General features: G+C 60.2%; 20 protein-coding genes. 12 read left to right on the top strand and 8 right to left on the bottom strand.

Translation table 11 applies throughout. From position 1 onward, the window contains the following. Positions 1-94: 94 nt before the first annotated feature. The gene (locus tag PseAD21_RS23470) at positions 95-1,012 is read right to left on the bottom strand and encodes a LysR family transcriptional regulator (protein ID WP_102358156.1); all 918 of its coding nucleotides are present in this window, start codon (positions 1,010-1,012) and stop codon (positions 95-97) included. Between the two features lie 103 nt (positions 1,013-1,115). Here PseAD21_RS23470 and PseAD21_RS23465 point away from each other — a divergent pair, with 103 nt between their 5' ends. Both PseAD21_RS23465 and PseAD21_RS23460 read left to right on the top strand, forming a co-directional pair. Next, complete coding sequence (locus PseAD21_RS23465; protein WP_102358155.1) at positions 1,116-2,858, top strand: amidohydrolase; 1,743 nt, start codon at positions 1,116-1,118, stop codon at positions 2,856-2,858. A 183-nt stretch (positions 2,859-3,041) separates the two neighbouring features. Continuing rightward, complete coding sequence (locus PseAD21_RS23460; protein ID WP_102358154.1) at positions 3,042-3,779, top strand: TorF family putative porin; 738 nt, start codon at positions 3,042-3,044, stop codon at positions 3,777-3,779. Positions 3,780-3,903: 124 nt separating this feature from the next. On the opposite strand, the gene PseAD21_RS23450 is transcribed toward PseAD21_RS23460, so the two are convergent. The 5 genes from PseAD21_RS23450 to PseAD21_RS23430 form a co-directional block, all read right to left on the bottom strand. Further along, positions 3,904-4,182, bottom strand: coding sequence for a DUF971 domain-containing protein (locus PseAD21_RS23450; RefSeq protein WP_102358152.1), 279 nt, complete (start codon positions 4,180-4,182; stop codon positions 3,904-3,906). Continuing rightward, the gene (locus PseAD21_RS23445; protein WP_102358151.1) at positions 4,179-5,141 is read right to left on the bottom strand and encodes a HEAT repeat domain-containing protein; all 963 of its coding nucleotides are present in this window, start codon (positions 5,139-5,141) and stop codon (positions 4,179-4,181) included. Before PseAD21_RS23445 ends, PseAD21_RS23450 begins: the two co-directional genes overlap by 4 nt. Continuing rightward, a complete protein-coding gene (locus tag PseAD21_RS23440; protein ID WP_102358149.1) occupies positions 5,138-5,986 on the bottom strand; it encodes an ABC transporter ATP-binding protein in 849 nt (282 codons plus the stop codon). The genes PseAD21_RS23445 and PseAD21_RS23440 overlap by 4 nt, the downstream gene beginning before the upstream one ends. Beyond that, on the bottom strand, positions 5,986-6,765 hold the full coding sequence (locus tag PseAD21_RS23435; protein WP_102358148.1) for an ABC transporter permease: 780 nt from the start codon (positions 6,763-6,765) through the stop codon (positions 5,986-5,988). The genes PseAD21_RS23440 and PseAD21_RS23435 overlap by 1 nt, the downstream gene beginning before the upstream one ends. A 108-nt stretch (positions 6,766-6,873) precedes the next feature. Then, the gene (locus PseAD21_RS23430) at positions 6,874-7,566 is read right to left on the bottom strand and encodes an alpha/beta family hydrolase (protein WP_102358147.1); all 693 of its coding nucleotides are present in this window, start codon (positions 7,564-7,566) and stop codon (positions 6,874-6,876) included. A gap of 95 nt (positions 7,567-7,661) precedes the next feature. Between PseAD21_RS23430 and ccoN (PseAD21_RS23425) the strand changes: the two genes are divergently transcribed. From ccoN (PseAD21_RS23425) to ccoP (PseAD21_RS23390), 8 genes are all read left to right on the top strand, one after another. Continuing rightward, positions 7,662-9,086 carry a cytochrome-c oxidase, cbb3-type subunit I gene (gene ccoN, locus PseAD21_RS23425; protein WP_034152830.1) on the top strand — a complete coding sequence of 475 codons (1,425 nt, stop codon included), beginning with the start codon at positions 7,662-7,664 and terminating at the stop codon, positions 9,084-9,086. Positions 9,087-9,096: 10 nt separating this feature from the next. Beyond that, positions 9,097-9,705 (top strand): cytochrome-c oxidase, cbb3-type subunit II, encoded by a 609-nt coding sequence (gene ccoO / locus PseAD21_RS23420; protein ID WP_003223389.1) that lies wholly within the window; start codon positions 9,097-9,099, stop codon positions 9,703-9,705. A gap of 5 nt (positions 9,706-9,710) precedes the next feature. Continuing rightward, positions 9,711-9,908 carry a cbb3-type cytochrome c oxidase subunit 3 gene (locus tag PseAD21_RS23415; RefSeq protein ID WP_102358145.1) on the top strand — a complete coding sequence of 66 codons (198 nt, stop codon included), beginning with the start codon at positions 9,711-9,713 and terminating at the stop codon, positions 9,906-9,908. Continuing rightward, positions 9,905-10,855, top strand: coding sequence for a cytochrome-c oxidase, cbb3-type subunit III (gene ccoP / locus PseAD21_RS23410; RefSeq protein WP_102358144.1), 951 nt, complete (start codon positions 9,905-9,907; stop codon positions 10,853-10,855). Before PseAD21_RS23415 ends, ccoP (PseAD21_RS23410) begins: the two co-directional genes overlap by 4 nt. Before the next feature lie 484 nt (positions 10,856-11,339). Next, entirely contained in the window at positions 11,340-12,782 is a 1,443-nt protein-coding gene (ccoN, locus tag PseAD21_RS23405) for a cytochrome-c oxidase, cbb3-type subunit I (protein ID WP_102358142.1), read from the top strand. Beyond that, positions 12,782-13,390 (top strand): cytochrome-c oxidase, cbb3-type subunit II, encoded by a 609-nt coding sequence (gene ccoO, locus PseAD21_RS23400; RefSeq protein ID WP_024164411.1) that lies wholly within the window; start codon positions 12,782-12,784, stop codon positions 13,388-13,390. Before ccoN (PseAD21_RS23405) ends, ccoO (PseAD21_RS23400) begins: the two co-directional genes overlap by 1 nt. Positions 13,391-13,396: 6 nt before the next feature. Continuing rightward, positions 13,397-13,582, top strand: coding sequence for a CcoQ/FixQ family Cbb3-type cytochrome c oxidase assembly chaperone (locus PseAD21_RS23395; protein WP_003175465.1), 186 nt, complete (start codon positions 13,397-13,399; stop codon positions 13,580-13,582). Next, positions 13,579-14,562: a cytochrome-c oxidase, cbb3-type subunit III gene (gene ccoP / locus PseAD21_RS23390; RefSeq protein WP_102358141.1), complete on the top strand. Its 984-nt coding sequence runs from the start codon at positions 13,579-13,581 to the stop codon at positions 14,560-14,562. The genes PseAD21_RS23395 and ccoP (PseAD21_RS23390) overlap by 4 nt, the downstream gene beginning before the upstream one ends. Before the next feature lie 54 nt (positions 14,563-14,616). Here the strand turns inward: ccoP (PseAD21_RS23390) and PseAD21_RS23385 are convergent, their stop codons facing one another. Continuing rightward, positions 14,617-15,621, bottom strand: coding sequence for a metallophosphoesterase (locus PseAD21_RS23385; RefSeq protein WP_102358139.1), 1,005 nt, complete (start codon positions 15,619-15,621; stop codon positions 14,617-14,619). Between the two features lie 147 nt (positions 15,622-15,768). Continuing rightward, the gene (locus tag PseAD21_RS29685) at positions 15,769-15,924 is read right to left on the bottom strand and encodes a hypothetical protein (protein WP_158242607.1); all 156 of its coding nucleotides are present in this window, start codon (positions 15,922-15,924) and stop codon (positions 15,769-15,771) included. Positions 15,925-16,248: 324 nt separating this feature from the next. Here PseAD21_RS29685 and PseAD21_RS23375 point away from each other — a divergent pair, with 324 nt between their 5' ends. Together PseAD21_RS23375 and PseAD21_RS23370 are read left to right on the top strand one after the other, a co-directional pair. Further along, positions 16,249-16,503: a type II toxin-antitoxin system Phd/YefM family antitoxin gene (locus PseAD21_RS23375; RefSeq protein ID WP_178082156.1), complete on the top strand. Its 255-nt coding sequence runs from the start codon at positions 16,249-16,251 to the stop codon at positions 16,501-16,503. Beyond that, positions 16,503-16,913, top strand: coding sequence for a type II toxin-antitoxin system VapC family toxin (locus PseAD21_RS23370; RefSeq protein ID WP_102358135.1), 411 nt, complete (start codon positions 16,503-16,505; stop codon positions 16,911-16,913). The genes PseAD21_RS23375 and PseAD21_RS23370 overlap by 1 nt, the downstream gene beginning before the upstream one ends. Positions 16,914-16,977 lie beyond the last annotated feature (64 nt).

Here is a 16,977-nt window from a genome sequence, read left to right as displayed (position 1 = left end):
GGGAATGCCTCTAGGGACGCTCTGCGTCCAGTGACGCGGAGCGTCACGGGCTGCATTCCCACGCCGGAGCGTGGGAACGATCAGTGCGGGGGTGTTAGCCAAGGCCGCGTTCGGCGAGGAATTCGGCGATGTAATCGATGAAGGCAACAACCTTGGCCGTGGCCCGTCGATGGCTCGGGTAGACCGCCAGAATGTGCGGGCCGAAGGTGTCCGGGTCGATTTCATAATCAGCCATGACCCGCATCAGACGCCCGTCGGCAATGTACGGCGCGGCGCTCCACAACGGCGTGTGCAACAAGCCGCGCCCGGCCAGAGCGCTGGCCAGCAGCAGGTCGTAATTGTCGCTGCGCAACCGCGGCGCCGTCGGCTGCGCCAGGCTCAGGCGCTGGCCGTCGCGTTCGGCCCACCAGAACTCGCGGCTGAGCAACGGATGCTGATACAGCAGCCACTCATGCTGTTCAAGGGTTTGCGGAGTCACCGGCAAACCCTTGCGCGCCAGATAGTCGGGGCTGCCGCACAACGCCAGACGATTGCTGCCGACCACCCGGGCGATCAGCCCCGGCAAGTCATCGTGGCCCTCGCGCAAGGCCAGGTCGTAGCCGCTTTCCAGCAGATTGACGAACGCATCACACAGGTCCACTTGCAGGCTGATCTGCGGGTATTGCTGCAAAAAACCGTCGCACACCTGATCGAGAAACGCCCGCCCGTAAGCCAGCGGTGCGGTGATTTTCAGGCTGCCGCGCAGACCGTGCTGCAACTGCTCGATTTCCTCGCCGGCCTCCTCCAGCCGCTGCAACACCAGCCGTGCGGTTTCCAGGTACACGCGGCCGATTTCGGTCAGCAGAATCCGCCGCGTACTGCGCTCGAACAGCCGCGCACCGAGTTCCGACTCCAGGTGATTGACCGCTTTGGTCAGGGCCGACGGGGTCTTGCCCAGTTGCTCGGCCGCGCGGCTGAAACTGCAGAGTTGCGCGGTGACCACGAACATTTTCAGTGCACCCAACTTGTCCATGCTTTTTCCATTCAGGCAAAAACGTTTTTCGTGAGGAAGGCGTTCTGTCGGCCGATGTCAGCCACTAATCTGGCCATCAGACGCAATAACAAGGAAATCTTCAATGAAAAGATTCATCCCGAGTCTGTTGGTAACCGCTGTAAGTTTTGCCTCGATGGAAGCCATGGCCGCCACCGATCTGGTGCTGGTCAACGGCAAGATTTTCACCGCCGACCGCTCACAGCCGAAGGTCCAGGCACTGGCAGTGGAAAACGGCAAAGTGCTGAAAGTCGGTACTGATGCGCAGATCAAGGCGCTGATCGAACCCGGCACGCAGGTGATCGATCTGGGTGGCAAGACCCTGATGCCCGGCTTGATCGACAGCCACTCCCACGCGATTTTCGGCGGCCTGGAAATGGTCTCGGCCAACATGGAAGACGAAGTTGTCGCCCTTGATGAACTGCAAAAGCGTCTGCGCGACTGGCGTGAAGACGGCAAGGCCAGACACGGTGACGTGCTGAGCATTGCCGGCATGAGTTCGGCCTATTGGGCGCAGGCCGAAGCGTTGGGCAAGACCTTCAACCAGGGCGAATGGGCCAACGTGCCAGTGGTGTTCATCGGCAGCGACCACCACACCGCGTGGGCCAACAACATCATGCTCAAGCGCGCCGGGATCGACGCCGCGCTGCTGAAAACCCTGCCCGACGCGGAAAAAGACACCATTGGCAAACTGGCCAACGGCGAGCCCAATGGCTTTGTGGTCGATGCCGGTTGGGATCGGGTCGCCTCGAAAATGCCGGTGCCAAGCCCGGCCGACATGCTCAAGGCTGCCAAATCCGCCGTGCGTTTCAACAACAGCCTCGGCATCACCGCATGGATGGACCCTGCCGCCAACGCTGCACCGGGCGAGGCCGTTTTCGCCCTCAAACCTACCGAAAAAACCGTCGGCGTGCTGCCGGCCTACAAAGCGCTGTCGGCCAGTGGCGACATGAGCGTCCACGTCGCCGCACTGCTGGTGGCCAACCCGAAAAGCCTGCCCACCGACCTCGACACGCTGGATAAAGTGCGCCAACAGTTTCAGGGCATCCCCAACCTGACCCTGCCCGGGATCAAGATCTTCGCCGACGGCGTGATCGAGTACCCGGCGCAGAGCGCGGCGATGATCGATCCGTACAGCAACTCGCACAAACAGGGCGAACTGCTGATCGATCCGCAACATTTCGGCGAACTGGTCAGTGCCATCGACCAGCGTGGCTGGCTGGTGCACATCCACGCCATCGGCGACCGCGCGGTGCGTGAATCGCTCAACGGTATCGAGCAGGCGCGCAAGGACCGCCAGAGCGGCATCACTCACTCGATCACCCACCTGCAGATGGTCAACCCGAAAGAGTTCGCCCGCTTCAAGCCGCTGAACGTGATCGCCTCGATGCAACTGCTGTGGGCCAGCGCCGACGACTACACCACCGACATGATCAAGCCCTACGTCAGCGCCCTCGCCTTCCGTTATCAGTACCCGGCGCATTCGTTGCTGAAACAGGGCGCGACGATTGCCGGCGCCAGCGACTGGCCGGTGTCGTCGCCCAATCCGTTCAACGCCATGGCCCAGGCCATCACCCGCGTCGGCCCGATGGGCGTGCTCAACGCCGACGAACGTCTGGACCGCGAAACCATGTTCTACGCCTACACCGTCAACGCGGCGCGAACCATTGGCCTGGATAAACAGATCGGCTCGCTGACAGCGGGTAAACAGGCTGACTTCATCGTGGTCGATCGCGACGTGTTCAGCGTCGACGAAAAAGCCCTGCACGACACCCAGGTCCTGCAAACCTGGTTCGGCGGGCGTCAGGTCTACACCGCCACCCAATAACAACAACGCTATTCCCCCTGTAGGAGTGAGCCTGCTTCATTCAGCATTGATGGCGACTGATACGCCGCCTTCGCGAGCAAGCTCGCTCCCACACGGGTTCTGCGAGGTGGCTGAGATTGCATTCTCAGCCCTCCTACAGGTTTCTCTTTCTGCCCAATAAAATTCACAACATCGGGACTTCACATGAAAGCCTTGCCTCTGCTCGCCCTGAGTTCCTTGAGCCTGCTGCCCTTGAGCAGCCAGGCGATCCCCTTGAACGACGACTTCGCCGTGCTGGTCGACCTGACCCTGGCCAGCGATTACCGCACCCGTGGCATCTCGCAAACCCAGAATGACCCGGCGGTGCAGGCCGGCCTGACCCTGGCCCACAGTAGCGGTCTGTACGTGGGGGCCTGGAGTTCCAACGTCGACTTCGGCGAAGGTCTGAAAACCCGTCAGGAAGTCGACTTCTACGCCGGCTGGCTGTGGCAGGCGACCGAGGATGTCAGCCTGGATATCGGTTACCTCAAGTACACCTATCCCAAGGAAAGTCAGTTCAACCAGAGTGAGGTGTACGGGATTCTCGGCGTCTACGGGGTGAAGCTAGGCGCGTATTACTCCAGCGACGCACCGGGAATCGACAGCAAACAGAGTTCGCTCTACACCTATGTCGGTTATGAAACCGAGCTGCCGTACGATTCGGGGCTGAAGCTGCGTTACGGCAACATGGACTTCAAGGATCCGCATCTGTACTCGGCGTCCGGGCATGGCGAGGACAGCTACCGCGAATGGGAGGTCAAACTGACACACAATCTGGCCGGGGTGGTGCTGGGTCTGAGCTACATCGACACCGATTTGTCGCAGACTCAATGCCTGAGCAACTGGGGCTTCAAAGACGTCTGCAGCGCCACTGTCGTCGCCAGCCTGAGCAAATCCTTCTGAAAAAACACTGTTCCCCTGTGGGAGCGGGCTTGCTCGCGAATGCGGTGGATCAGTCGACATCGATTTTGACTGCCCCACCGCCTTCGCGAGCAAGCCCGCTCCCACATTTGGATTTGTGGAGGGCTCAAGGGGTGAGGTTTGCCAGATAGTCCCACGGGTAGATCCCGTGTTGGTGGCCGTCGCTGAAGATCAGTTGCACGCCATAACCCTGCGGGTTGAGTTCGATCACGCGGACACGATCGTCGACCAATGGGGTCGAGCCGCGCAGGCGAAACGCGCGGCATTGCGAGCACGGGCACTGGCGGCGCAGTTCGGCGTGGTTGAGCTGCTGCTCGCGACCATCCGGCCAGCTCAGGCGCAACGTCTGAGTGCTCTGCGAATTACCCACTGACAGCGGATTCATTGCAACTGACTCAAGGCAATCCGCACCGCTTTGCGCACTTCCGGGTCGCCGTCATCCTGCACTGCCTGCAACGCTGCTATTGCGCCGCGATCATTCAGTTCACCGAGGGCCAGCGCGGCTTCCTTGCGCAGGTTGCTGATGCGATGGCCGAGGGTCTCGATCAGGGCGTCCAGGGCCGGCGCAAAACGTAGGCGACCGAGGCTGCGGGTGGCGCGCAGGCGCACTTGCCAGTAGTCATCGCTCAAGGCTTCGATCAACGCCGGACCGGCGTCGGTGTGGCCGACTTTACCCAAAGTAGTCGCGGCTTCTTCGCGCACTTGCCAGGCGTTGTCCTGCAAGGCCTGACGCAGCGCCGGCAGCACTTCAGCGCCGGATGCCAGACCGAGAGCGCCGGTGGCGGCGCGGCGCACTTCGGTGTCCGGATCATCGCTGGCCAACCGGGCCAATGCCGGCAACGCATCGAGCTGCTTGAGCCAGCCAAGCACGCCGACGGCTTCGCGGCGTACGTTGGCGTCGGCATCGTCGAGTGCCGCGACAGCAGCCGGCGCGGCGTCAGCGAAACGCAATTCGCGCAAGGCGCGGAATGCGGCGATCCGCACACTGACTTCGGTGTGCCCGGTCCACGGCAGAATCACCCGGCCTGCGGCTTCGCTCTTGAGCAGGCTAAGGCTTTGCGCGGCCGCCGATTGCACGGCCGACGATGGATCAGTCAGCGCTTCGCACAGGGCTTGAACAACGGGTTCATCTTCCCAGGCCTCCAGCAACCGCGCAGCTTCAGCGCGGACTTCTTCGGCAGGATCCTGGCCGAGGCGATCAACCAGCCAGAGCAAGCCATCGGGCTCTTCCAGATCCGCCAGATCAATCAGCGCAATGCGCCGCACGCCGGCATCGTCGGCGGTCAGGCGCGGTTGCAGGGCGAGGATTTCATCGTTATCGGTCACAGCAAAAATAGAGGTCATAGGGCAAATCGCGGCAAGGGGTTTTCGGGAGGCAGGCCGAGCGGGTTAAGGCGCGGCAGCGGTCGGTCGTTGTCGTGGCGCAGCAGGTCGAGGCAATGGCGCTTCAGCTGCGAGAATTGGGGGCTGGTGACCAGCTCAGTGGTGCGCGGACGCGGGAAGTCCAGGCGCAGGTCTTCGATGATTCGCCCCGGTCGCGCGCTCATCACCAGCAAGCGGTCGGCGAGGAACAGCGCCTCGTCGATGTCGTGGGTGACGAACACCACCGTGGTGCGAATCCGTGTCCAGATGTCCAGCAGCAGTTCCTGCATGTTCAGGCGGGTCAAGGCATCCAGTGCGCCGAACGGTTCGTCCATCAGCAACAGGCGCGGACGGTTGACCAGCACCCGGGCGATCTCCACCCGCTGCTGCATGCCGCCGGACAGTTGATCGGGCCAGCGTTCGGCAAAGCCGTCGAGGCCCACCAGTCTGAGGATGTCGTCAGCGGCGCGATGCCGCTCAGCCTTACCGATGCCGCGCATCTTCAGGCCGAAGGCGACGTTGTCGCGCACCGTGCGCCACGGGAACAGCGTGTGATGCTGGAACACCATGCCGCGTTGCGGCGACGGCCCGGAGACCTCGCCACCATCCACTTTCAGGCTACCGGTGTGGACGCTCAAGTGCCCGGCCAGTGCACCGAGCAAGGTCGACTTGCCGCAACCGGACGGGCCGAGAATGCACACGAACTGGCCCGGTTCGATCTGGCAATCCAGACCTTGCACGGCTTCAAAAACGTGTTGGCCTTCGCCGAGAACGATCGACAACTGGCAAATATCGATCCGCCCTTCCGGGGTTTGCATCGCGCTCATCAGGCTTTTCCTCGTGGTCGGTGCCAAGGCGTGAACAGCCCGCCCAGCCGCTTGATCAACAGGCTGCTGCCCATGCCCAGCACGCCGATCAGCAGCATGCCGACGACGATGTCGGCGTAGTTCTGAATGGTGTAGGACTCCCACGTGTAGTAGCCGATGCCGAACTGGCCGGAGATCATCTCGGCGGTGACCAGACAAAACCATGAAGTACCCATGCCGATGGCGAGGCCAGTGATGATGCTCGGCGCAGCCCCCGGCAAAATCACTTCGAGCAAGATCGCCCGACGCCCTGCCCCAAGGCTTTTCGCCGAGGCGATCAGGCGTGGATCGACGCCTTCGACGCCGTGCACGGTGTTGAGCAGGATCGGGAACAGCGCGCCGGTGAAGGTGATGAACACCATCGACAGTTCCGACGAGGGAAACATCAGGATCGCCAGCGGAATCCACGCCACCGCCGGGATCGGCCGCAGCACTTCCAGCGGTGGCAGCAGCAGGTCTTCGGCCCATTTCGAGCGGCCGATGGCCAGGCCCAAAGCAATGCCGATGAGCAATGCCGCGAGGTAACCGGCGAACACGCGGCCGAGGCTGGCGCTCAGGTGCTGCAGCAGCTTGCCGGAATCGCCCAGGCCCAACGCCGCTTCGACTACGGCCAATGGGGTGGGCACGTTGGCGAAGGTGATCAGGCCAAGGTTCCAGTGGTGGCTGGCGGCGAGTTGCCAGAACAGCAGGCAGAGCAGCAGGGAGGCGGCTCTTGATGTCCAGCGGATGGGTGTTTTCATCGAGCGGGTTTCCAGTTCTGGATCTGTGTGATGGCTGAGATTTACCCCCTCACCCCAGCCCTCTCCCCCAAGGGGGCGAGGGGGAAAGGGAGCCGATCTCTATGGAGTTCAGAATTTTGGTGAACCCTTGAGAGTTTCGGCTACCCTCTGCGCGGCGGCAGCCAAATGCTGCTCATGCGTAAACCCGGAAACCCTAAGCGGCTTCAAATCATGATCCCCCGCCGCCAACCAAAACACCTCAATACTCGGCGATAGATCGTAAGCCTCGACAGCGCCCCGACTCCCCAACGCATCCCGCTCGCCCTGAACAATCAACGTCCGCGTCCGCAAAGAAGCCAAATGCTCAACCCGAGGCTTCTCCGGCTTCCCAACCGCATAAAACGGATAACCCAGGCAAACCAACGCATCCGCGCCAAGCTCATCGGCAAGCAGACTCGCCATCCGCCCACCCATAGACTTCCCGCCCACGGCCAAAACCCCAGTGACATGACGTCGCACCTCGGCATACACCTCACGCCAGCATTCCTGCAATTTCGCAGCAGGATTCGGCGGCCGCTTCACCCCATCAACCCGCCGCTGCGCCATATACGCAAACTCAAACCGCAACACGTTCACACCCAGTGCAGCAAGGCGCCGAGCCATATCGTTCATCCAGTCACTGTCCATCGGCGCACCAGCACCGTGGGCAAGGATCAACGTCGCAGAAGCCTCACCACTGGCGGCGTTCCAAAGCCACCCACGATCCCGCACGCACTGCGCCCATTGATCCCCGTCAATACTGGCCTTGTGCTGTTTGTCCATGCTTGCCTCGCTTTTAGTCTGCCTATAACTCCAGACGAAGGATTCGCCGCGTGTCTTGCGCGCGCTCACTTCGGCTGAACCGTGGATGGGGAACCATGAACACTTCTATCAGTACCGCCTACAACTACAAGGTGGTCCGCCAATTCGCCATTATGACGGTGGTGTGGGGCATCGTCGGCATGGGCCTCGGGGTTTTTCTCGCGGCCCAATTGGTCTGGCCCGAACTCAACTTCAATTTGCCCTGGACCAGTTTCGGCCGTCTGCGCCCGCTGCACACCAACGCGGTGATCTTCGCGTTCGGTGGCTGTGCGCTGTTCGCCAGTTCGTTCTACTCGGTGCAACGCACCTGCCAGACGCAATTGTTTGCGCCGAAAATCGCCGCGTTCTGCTTCTGGGGCTGGCAACTGGTGATCCTACTGGCGGCCATCAGCCTGCCACTGGGTTACACCAGCTCCAAGGAGTACGCCGAGCTGGAATGGCCGATCGACATCCTGATCACCATCGTCTGGGTCGCCTACGCCGTCGTGTTCTTCGGCACGATCATGCAGCGCAAGACCAAGCACATCTATGTGGGCAACTGGTTCTTCGGCGCGTTCATCATCACCGTGGCGATTCTGCACATCGTCAACAACCTTGAGTTGCCGGTGAGCTTCACCAAGTCCTACTCGGTGTACGCCGGTGCAACCGACGCGATGGTGCAATGGTGGTACGGCCACAACGCCGTAGGCTTTTTCCTCACCGCCGGTTTCCTCGGGATGATGTACTACTTCGTGCCGAAACAGGCCGAACGTCCGGTGTACTCGTATCGCCTGTCGATCGTGCACTTCTGGGCACTTATCACCTTGTACATCTGGGCCGGCCCGCACCACTTGCACTACACCGCGCTGCCGGACTGGGCACAGTCGCTGGGCATGGTGATGTCGCTGATTCTGCTGGCTCCGAGCTGGGGCGGCATGATCAACGGCATGATGACCCTCTCGGGCGCCTGGCATAAGTTGCGCAGCGACCCGATCCTGCGCTTCCTCGTGGTCTCGCTGGCGTTCTACGGCATGTCGACCTTCGAAGGTCCGATGATGGCGATCAAAACGGTCAACGCCCTCTCCCATTACACCGACTGGACCATCGGCCACGTACACGCCGGCGCCCTCGGTTGGGTAGCAATGATTTCCATCGGTGCGCTGTACCACATGATCCCGAAAATCTTCGGCAAAGCGCAGATGCACAGCGTCGGCTTGATCAACGCGCACTTCTGGCTCGCGACCATCGGCACCGTGCTCTACATCGCGTCGATGTGGGTCAACGGCATTGCCCAGGGCCTGATGTGGCGCGCGGTGAACGAGGACGGCACGCTGACCTACTCCTTCGTCGAAACCCTGGTGGCCAGCCACCCAGGCTTCGTCGTGCGGCTGATTGGTGGGGCGATCTTCCTCAGCGGCATGTTCCTGATGGCTTACAACACCTGGCGCACCGTGCGGGCCTCGCAGCCTGCTGACGTCGTTGCTGCCGCGCAGATGGCCTGAGGAGTCCGCCATGAAACACGAAACGATTGAAAAGAACGTCGGCCTGTTGATGTTGCTCATGGTGTTTGCCGTGAGCATCGGCGGCCTGACCCAGATCGTCCCGCTGTTCTTCCAGGACGTGACCAACAAACCGGTGGAAGGCATGAAACCCTACACCGCGCTGCAACTGGAAGGCCGCGACATCTATATCCGCGAAGGCTGCGTCGGCTGCCACTCGCAGATGATCCGGCCGTTCCGCGCCGAAACCGAACGCTACGGGCACTACTCGGTGGCCGGTGAAAGCGTGTGGGATCACCCGTTCCTGTGGGGTTCCAAGCGTACCGGTCCGGACCTGGCCCGGGTCGGCGCGCGCTACTCGGATGACTGGCACCGCGCGCACTTGTACAACCCGCGCAACGTCGTGCCGGAATCGAAGATGCCAGCCTACCCATGGCTGGTCACGCAAGCGGTCGACAGCAGCCACACCGAAACCAAGCTCAAGACCATGCGCACCCTCGGCGTGCCGTACACCGACGACGACATCAGCGGCGCGGTAGCCAGCCTCAAGGGCAAGACCGAAATGGACGCCCTCGTCTCCTACCTGCAAGTGCTCGGCACTGCGATCAAGAGCAAGAGGTGAGCACGATGGTCATTGAAATGAGTGCAGGCCTGATTCGTGGCCTCGGCACGGTCGTGGTGTTCGTGGCCTTCGTCGGCCTGACCTTGTGGGTGTTCAACCGCAAGCGCACCCCGGAGTTCGCCGAAGCACGTCTGCTGCCGTTCGCTGATGAACCGCAACCCGACACTACCCCCGCATCTGAAACAAGGAGTACCCGGCCATGACCACCTTCTGGAGTACGTGGATCTGCGTACTGACCATCGGCAGCCTGATCGGCCTGACGTGGCTGCTGATCGGCACCCGCCGGGGCGAGACCAAGGGCAGCGTCGACCAGACCATGGGCCACAGCTTCGACGGCATCGAGGAGTACGACAACCCGCTGCCGCAGTGGTGGTTCATGCTGTTCGCCGGCACGCTGGTGTTTTCCGTGGGCTATCTGATCCTTTATCCGGGCCTGGGCAACTGGAAAGGCATCCTGCCCGGTTACGAGGATGGCTGGACCGGCGTCCACGAGTGGGAAAAAGAGATGAACAAGGCCGACGCCAAGTTCGGGCCGATTTTCGCCAAGTTCGCCGCCATGCCGCTGGAAGAAGTGGCGAAGGATCCGCAGGCGCTGAAAATGGGTGGCCGCCTGTTCGCCTCCAACTGCTCGGTGTGCCACGGCTCCGACGCCAAGGGCGCCTTCGGCTTCCCTAATCTCGCCGACAGCGACTGGCGTTGGGGCGGCGACGCCGAGACCATCAAGACCACCATCATGGGTGGCCGGATGGCGGCGATGCCAGCCTGGGGCGAAGTGCTCGGCGAGGCCGGGGTGAAAAACGTGGCCGCTTATGTGCGTCATGAACTGGCCGGTCTGCCATTGTCCGCCGACAGCAAGGCTGACCTGCAAGCCGGACAGCAGGCGTTCAGCACCACCTGCGTAGCCTGTCATGGGGCAACCGGCCACGGCACTGAAGCCATGGGGGCGCCGAATCTGACGCACCCGGCCGGGTTTATCTATGGCACCAGCCTGACGCAGCTTGAGCAGACCATTCGCCATGGTCGCCAGGGCCACATGCCGGCGCAGAACGAACTGCTGGGCAACGATAAAGTGCAATTGCTTGCCGCTTATGTGTACAGCCTGTCGCACGGATTGAATACAGATAAACTGATTACTGAAGACAACAAATAGAAAATATTGAACACACCTCTGCCGCACCATTCTCGGTGCGGCAGCATCCAGCCCCTTTGCGACGCATTGTCGCACCCCGTCACACCCTCTCCTTTCGAATCCCCCGATTCGGGTCTACGCTTGCTCGATGCGGACTGGCCCGTGCCGGTTCCAGGTCGACCTTGAGCGATGTGTTCGACAAATCGCCTGACTGACAGGGCGCAAAGCCCGGTAGATACCGGCTGTCGCGCCAATGACCGTCCGTCACCCGATCACTGCGTTCGAACACACCCCGTTACAAGTGACCTGAACCCCTCGCTTTTTTCGTCCGCTGCGACATTTTGTCCGAGGCCAATTTTGTCCTTACGCGGCGTATGGAAAGGCCGCAGAATCAGCGTTGGAAAGCATTGACCCAGGTCATGGCGCGTTGCAATGACCCCCTGCTCTCTGCATACTTGCGGCCGATTTTAATCCTAATAAAACACCCAAACCGTGGAACCTTAGAATGAGCACAGCAATCAGTCCGACTGCTTATAACTATAAGGTAGTCCGCCAGTTCGCCATCATGACGGTGGTCTGGGGGATCCTTGGCATGGGGCTCGGTGTCTTCATTGCCTCGCAACTGGTCTGGCCGGAGTTGAACTTCGGTCTGCCGTGGACGAGCTTTGGACGCCTGCGCCCGTTGCACACAAACCTGGTGATTTTCGCCTTCGGTGGTTGTGCACTGTTTGCCACTTCCTACTATGTCGTGCAGCGAACCTGCCAGACGCGACTGATTTCCGACAGCCTCGCGGCCTTCACCTTCTGGGGCTGGCAAGCGGTCATCGTCGGCGCGATCATTACCTTGCCGCTGGGTTACACCACTACCAAGGAATACGCGGAGCTGGAATGGCCACTCGCCATTCTGCTGGCGATTGTCTGGGTCTCCTATGGGCTGGTGTTCTTCGGCACTATTACCAAGCGCAAAACCAAGCACATCTATGTCGGTAACTGGTTCTACGGCGCGTTCATCGTCGTCACGGCGATGCTGCACATCGTCAACCACGCTTCCCTGCCGGTGAGCTTCTTCAAGTCCTACTCGGCCTATGCCGGTGCGACAGACGCGATGATCCAGTGGTGGTACGGCCACAACGCCGTGGGCTTCTTCCTGACCACCGGTTTCCTGGGGATGATGTACTACTTCGTGCCGAAACAGGCCGAACGTCCGATCTACTCCTATCGCCTGTCGATCGTGCACTTCTGGGCACTGATCACCCTGTACATCTGGGCCGGCCCGCACCACCTGCACTACACCGCACTGCCGGACTGGGCACAATCGCTGGGCATGGCGATGTCGATCATCCTCCTGGCACCAAGCTGGGGCGGCATGATCAACGGCATGATGACCCTGTCGGGCGCCTGGCATAAGCTGCGCACCGACCCGATCCTGCGCTTCCTCGTGGTCTCCCTGGCGTTCTACGGCATGTCGACCTTCGAAGGGCCGATGATGGCAATCAAGACCGTCAACTCGCTCTCGCACTACACCGACTGGACCATCGGCCACGTTCACGCCGGCGCTCTCGGTTGGGTAGCAATGATTTCGATCGGCGCGATCTACCACATGATCCCGAAACTGTTCGGTCGGGCGCAGATGCACAGCGTCGGTCTGATCAACGCACACTTCTGGCTCGCGACCATCGGTACCGTGCTGTACATCGCCTCGATGTGGGTCAACGGCATCACCCAGGGCCTGATGTGGCGTGCAATCAACGATGACGGCACCCTCACCTACTCGTTCGTCGAAGCGCTGCAGGCCAGCCACCCGGGCTACATCGTCCGTGCCCTGGGCGGCGCATTCTTCGCCAGCGGCATGTTCCTGATGGCTTACAACGTCTGGCGCACCGTGCGCGCCTCGAACCCGGCTGAAGCCGAAGCCGCCGCCCAGATCGCTGTCGTTGGAGCTCACTGATGAAGCATGAAGCTGTCGAGAAGAACATTGGCCTGCTGGCCTTCTTCATGGTCATTGCCGTCAGCATTGGCGGCCTGACCCAGATCGTTCCGCTGTTTTTCCAGGACGTCACCAACAAGCCGGTCGAAGGCATGAAGCCGCGTTCGGCGCTGGAGCTGGAAGGCCGCGACGTCTATATCGCCAACGGCTGTGTCGGCTGCCACTCGCAGATGATCCGTCCGTTCCGCGCCGAAACCGAACGCTACGGCCACTACTCGGTCGCCGGTGAAAGCGTCTGGGACCACCCGTTCCTGTGGGGTTCCAAGCGTACCGGTCCGGACCTGGCCCGTGTTGGCGGTCGTTACTCCGATGACTGGCAGCGTGCGCACTTGTACAACCCGCGCAACGTGGTACCTGAGTCGAAAATGCCGGCTTACCCGTTCCTCGTGGAAAACAAGCTCGACGGCAAAGACACGGCCAAGAAGATGGAAGTGTTGCGCACGCTCGGCGTCCCTTACACCGACGAAGACATCGCCGGGGCAAAAGACGCCGTGAAGGGCAAAACCGAAATGGACGCGCTGGTGGCCTACCTGCAAGGCCTGGGCACCATCATCAAAAGCAAACGGTGATTCTTAATGGATATCGGGATGATTCGTGGCCTGGGCACCGTCGTTGTGATGGTGGCCTTCATCGGTCTGGCGCTGTGGGTGTTCAGCCCCAAGCGCAAGTCGGAGTTCGAAGACGCGACCTTGTTGCCTTTTGCGGATGATCCCGAAGCCATCAAGCACGTCGAGCAAGCTTCTAGGAGTAACAAAGAATGACTACATTCTGGAGTCTGTACGTCACAGTCCTCAGTCTCGGTACGATCTTCGCCCTGACCTGGCTGCTGCTGTCGACCCGCAAGGGCCAGCGCAGCGAGCAGACGGAAGAGACCGTGGGCCACTCCTTCGACGGGATCGAGGAGTACGACAACCCACTGCCGAAATGGTGGTTCATGCTGTTCGTGGGCACCATCGTGTTCGCATTGGGTTATCTGGTGCTGTACCCGGGCCTGGGCAACTGGAAAGGCCTGCTGCCGGGCTACAACTACCTCGATAACGACAAGCAGACCGCGTTCGCCAATGGCAAGACCGGCTGGACCGGCGTGCACGAGTGGGAAAAGGAAATGGCTCGCTCGGACGCCAGGTTCGGTCCGATCTTCGCCAAGTTCGCGGCGATGCCGATCGAAGAAGTCGCCAAGGATCCGCAAGCACTGAAAATGGGTGGCCGTCTGTTCGCCTCCAACTGCTCGGTCTGCCACGGTTCCGACGCCAAGGGCGCTTACGGTTTCCCTAACCTGACCGACGCCGACTGGCGCTGGGGCGGCGAGCCGGAAACCATCAAGACCACTATCATGGGCGGTCGTCACGCGGTGATGCCGGCCTGGGCCGAAGTCATTGGCGAGCAAGGCGTAGCCGACGTGGCTGCCTTTGTCGTGAGCAACCTCGATGGCCGCAAGCTGCCGGAAGGCACCAAGGCTGACGTTGCCAACGGCCAGAAACTGTTCGCCGCCAACTGCGTGGCCTGCCACGGTCCGGAAGGCAAAGGCACCCCAGCCATGGGCGCGCCCAACCTGACCCACCCGGCCGCGTTCATCTACGGTTCGAGCTTCGCGCAACTGCAGCAGACCATCCGTTACGGCCGTCAGGGCCAGATGCCTGCGCAGGAACAACTGCAAGGCAATGACAAGGTGCACCTGCTGGCAGCGTATGTTTACAGCCTGTCACACGGTGATAAACCAGCGGAAGCCGAGGCTCAGTAAGGCCAACGTCTGATGCAAGGAAAAGCCCCCGTCAGTGATCTGTCGGGGGCTTTTTCATGGTCGACTGGCAAAGATCGACTTCACCGGCACCGTGGCGACCGGCGTGCGTTTGCGCCACTGGTTGCCCTCGACCAGACTCACCTCCAGTTGCTTGCGATCCTTGGAAAAACTGGCGGTCAGGTACGTCTCCTGTGAAGCCGCACCGCTGAGGAACATCGGCACGCTGCCCATGTAAGTCTTGCTGCCGCCGTCGGTATGGAAATGGCCGGCGAACATCGCCGTCACCTGATACTTTTCGATCATTTCGCGAAAGCGCTTTTCCTGATCCCAACTGCCCGCCCAGTCATAGGGTTTGTGCATGTTGATAATGATCGCGTAGCCCTGAGCCCGCGCCGTTCGCAAATCATTCTCCAGCCAATCCAGCGACTGCCTGATATCGAACGTGGTCGGATTCAAGGCGTGGGAAATCTTCACCTGGTAAGTCGGCTCATTGTTCAGCTGTACCAGATGTACCTCGCCAATGTTTTTTGAATAAGCCAGGCTGCCCAAGTAGTGCTTATTAAAAAGACTGCCGGTCACTTCAAGATCGAACTCATCGACTTTATCAACGTGATGATCACGATAATCGACAATACTGCCTGCCGCGCAACTTTCACTAAAACAGTCGTTCACATTATTCTGATAATCATGATTACCCAGTCCATAGAGAACGTTGTCACCAAAATACTTGTTCAACATCGACCTGATATATGAGCGCTGCCAGCCATGCCCGAACGCGGTCATGTCGCCATTGATCATTAATGGCACGGCAGCCTGCCCGCCCATCTCGCTGCGAAACTGCGCAATACTCTCGAACTGGCTTTCCACCAGCCATTTCGAGCGTTTTTCGAAGCTCGCGCTCGATTCATCTTCACCACTGTCCGATTTTTCCGTCCACGGGTATTGCGGGTCCGAGGCAAATACCATGTGCTGCGGAACACCTTCATTGGCAGCGGCAAATGAGCTCAACGATAACAGGCACAGACAAGCGAAAAGCTTTTTAACTTCCTTGTTCTTCATAACATTCCATCATTCGGTTAATTATCAAAACATGAACCTGCAACCGATGCGTTGCAGAACAGACATCAAGCTATTCGAAAACACTAAAAAACCAAAACCATTGAATTAACTAATGATATTTCTACAACATGGGTACAGCCGTTGAAATTAATACTTTGAGACACATGCCTGATGGACTCGACTCACCATGCTCTGTAGGGTCTTCCACAGCCCGATGATCTGCATCGGAACAACTTCAAGGATGAAGCCGCCATGCTGAATGACGACAAGACCCGACTGCCAGATGAGCAGAATCTCGCTCATGCCGATCACACGTGCGAGTCATGGGAGCCCCCCTTGGAATCCGTCGCACTGGCCCTGGGCGCATCGCTGCAAGCCGATTCCGCAAGCCCCCCAAAACCCCACAGAAACACCGGCAGTCTCGACAGCCTCGGTGGCGGCAGGCTGCCCTGAGCCTTGAAATCAGTTCTGTGTCAACCCGAGATGGCACCAGCCCTCTGTGAGGCCGTCTCGACTCATGCCAGTGATGGACCGACTAACGGAGGGCGGGGCCCCGTCCTCCCCGATTGCCGCGCCGAAGGCAAAGTAGTAACGTTGCTACATCTGTATTGCGAGAGGTCCACCATGATGGCAATCACCACCATCTCCAGCCGTGAATTCAATCAGGACACCAGCAGCGCCAAAAAGGCTGCGCGTCTGGGTCCAGTGATCATCACCGACCGTGGCAAGGCCTCTCATGTCCTGTTGAGCATCGAGGAATATCAGAAACTGAGCGGCGCAAACACGAGCATCGTCGATTTGCTGGTCATGCCGGAGGCTGCCGACATCGATTTCGAAACCGAGCGCGCAGTCATCACTCATCGTCCCGTGGATCTGTCCTGATGTATTTACTCGACACCAATGTGATATCCGAACTTCGCAAGCCGCAAGCAGATGCCAATGTCGTCAGTTGGGCCAAAAGCGTCATCGCACCACGCCTGTACATTTCCGCCATTACCTTGAAAGAACTGGAAACCGGAGTGCTGCGAATGGAGCGGCGTGATCCCGCTCAGGGAAAACTGCTACGCAGCTGGCTGACGCGCCACGTCATGCCGGCATTCGAAGCACGAATCCTGCCGGTTGATGCCGCAGTGGCACTGCGTTGTGCCAGCCTGCATGTGCCCGACCAGGCCAATCAAAGCGATGCGTTGATCGCCGCCACAGCCTTGGTGCACGGGCTCACGGTCGTCACTCGCAATGTCGGTGACTTCCAGTCGAGCGGCGTCGCCCTGATCAACCCGTGGGAACAATGAGTGAGCGAGCGCGCCAAAACTGTCCATACTCAACAAGTCAATTGATCTGCATCAGGCTTTGCTG

Source organism: Pseudomonas sp. AD21 (genome assembly GCF_002878485.1).
Classification (GTDB): Bacteria; Pseudomonadota; Gammaproteobacteria; order Pseudomonadales; family Pseudomonadaceae; genus Aquipseudomonas.
Note: the sequence above shows the minus strand (reverse complement) of the source record. Positions and strands in the feature narration are given on the sequence as shown.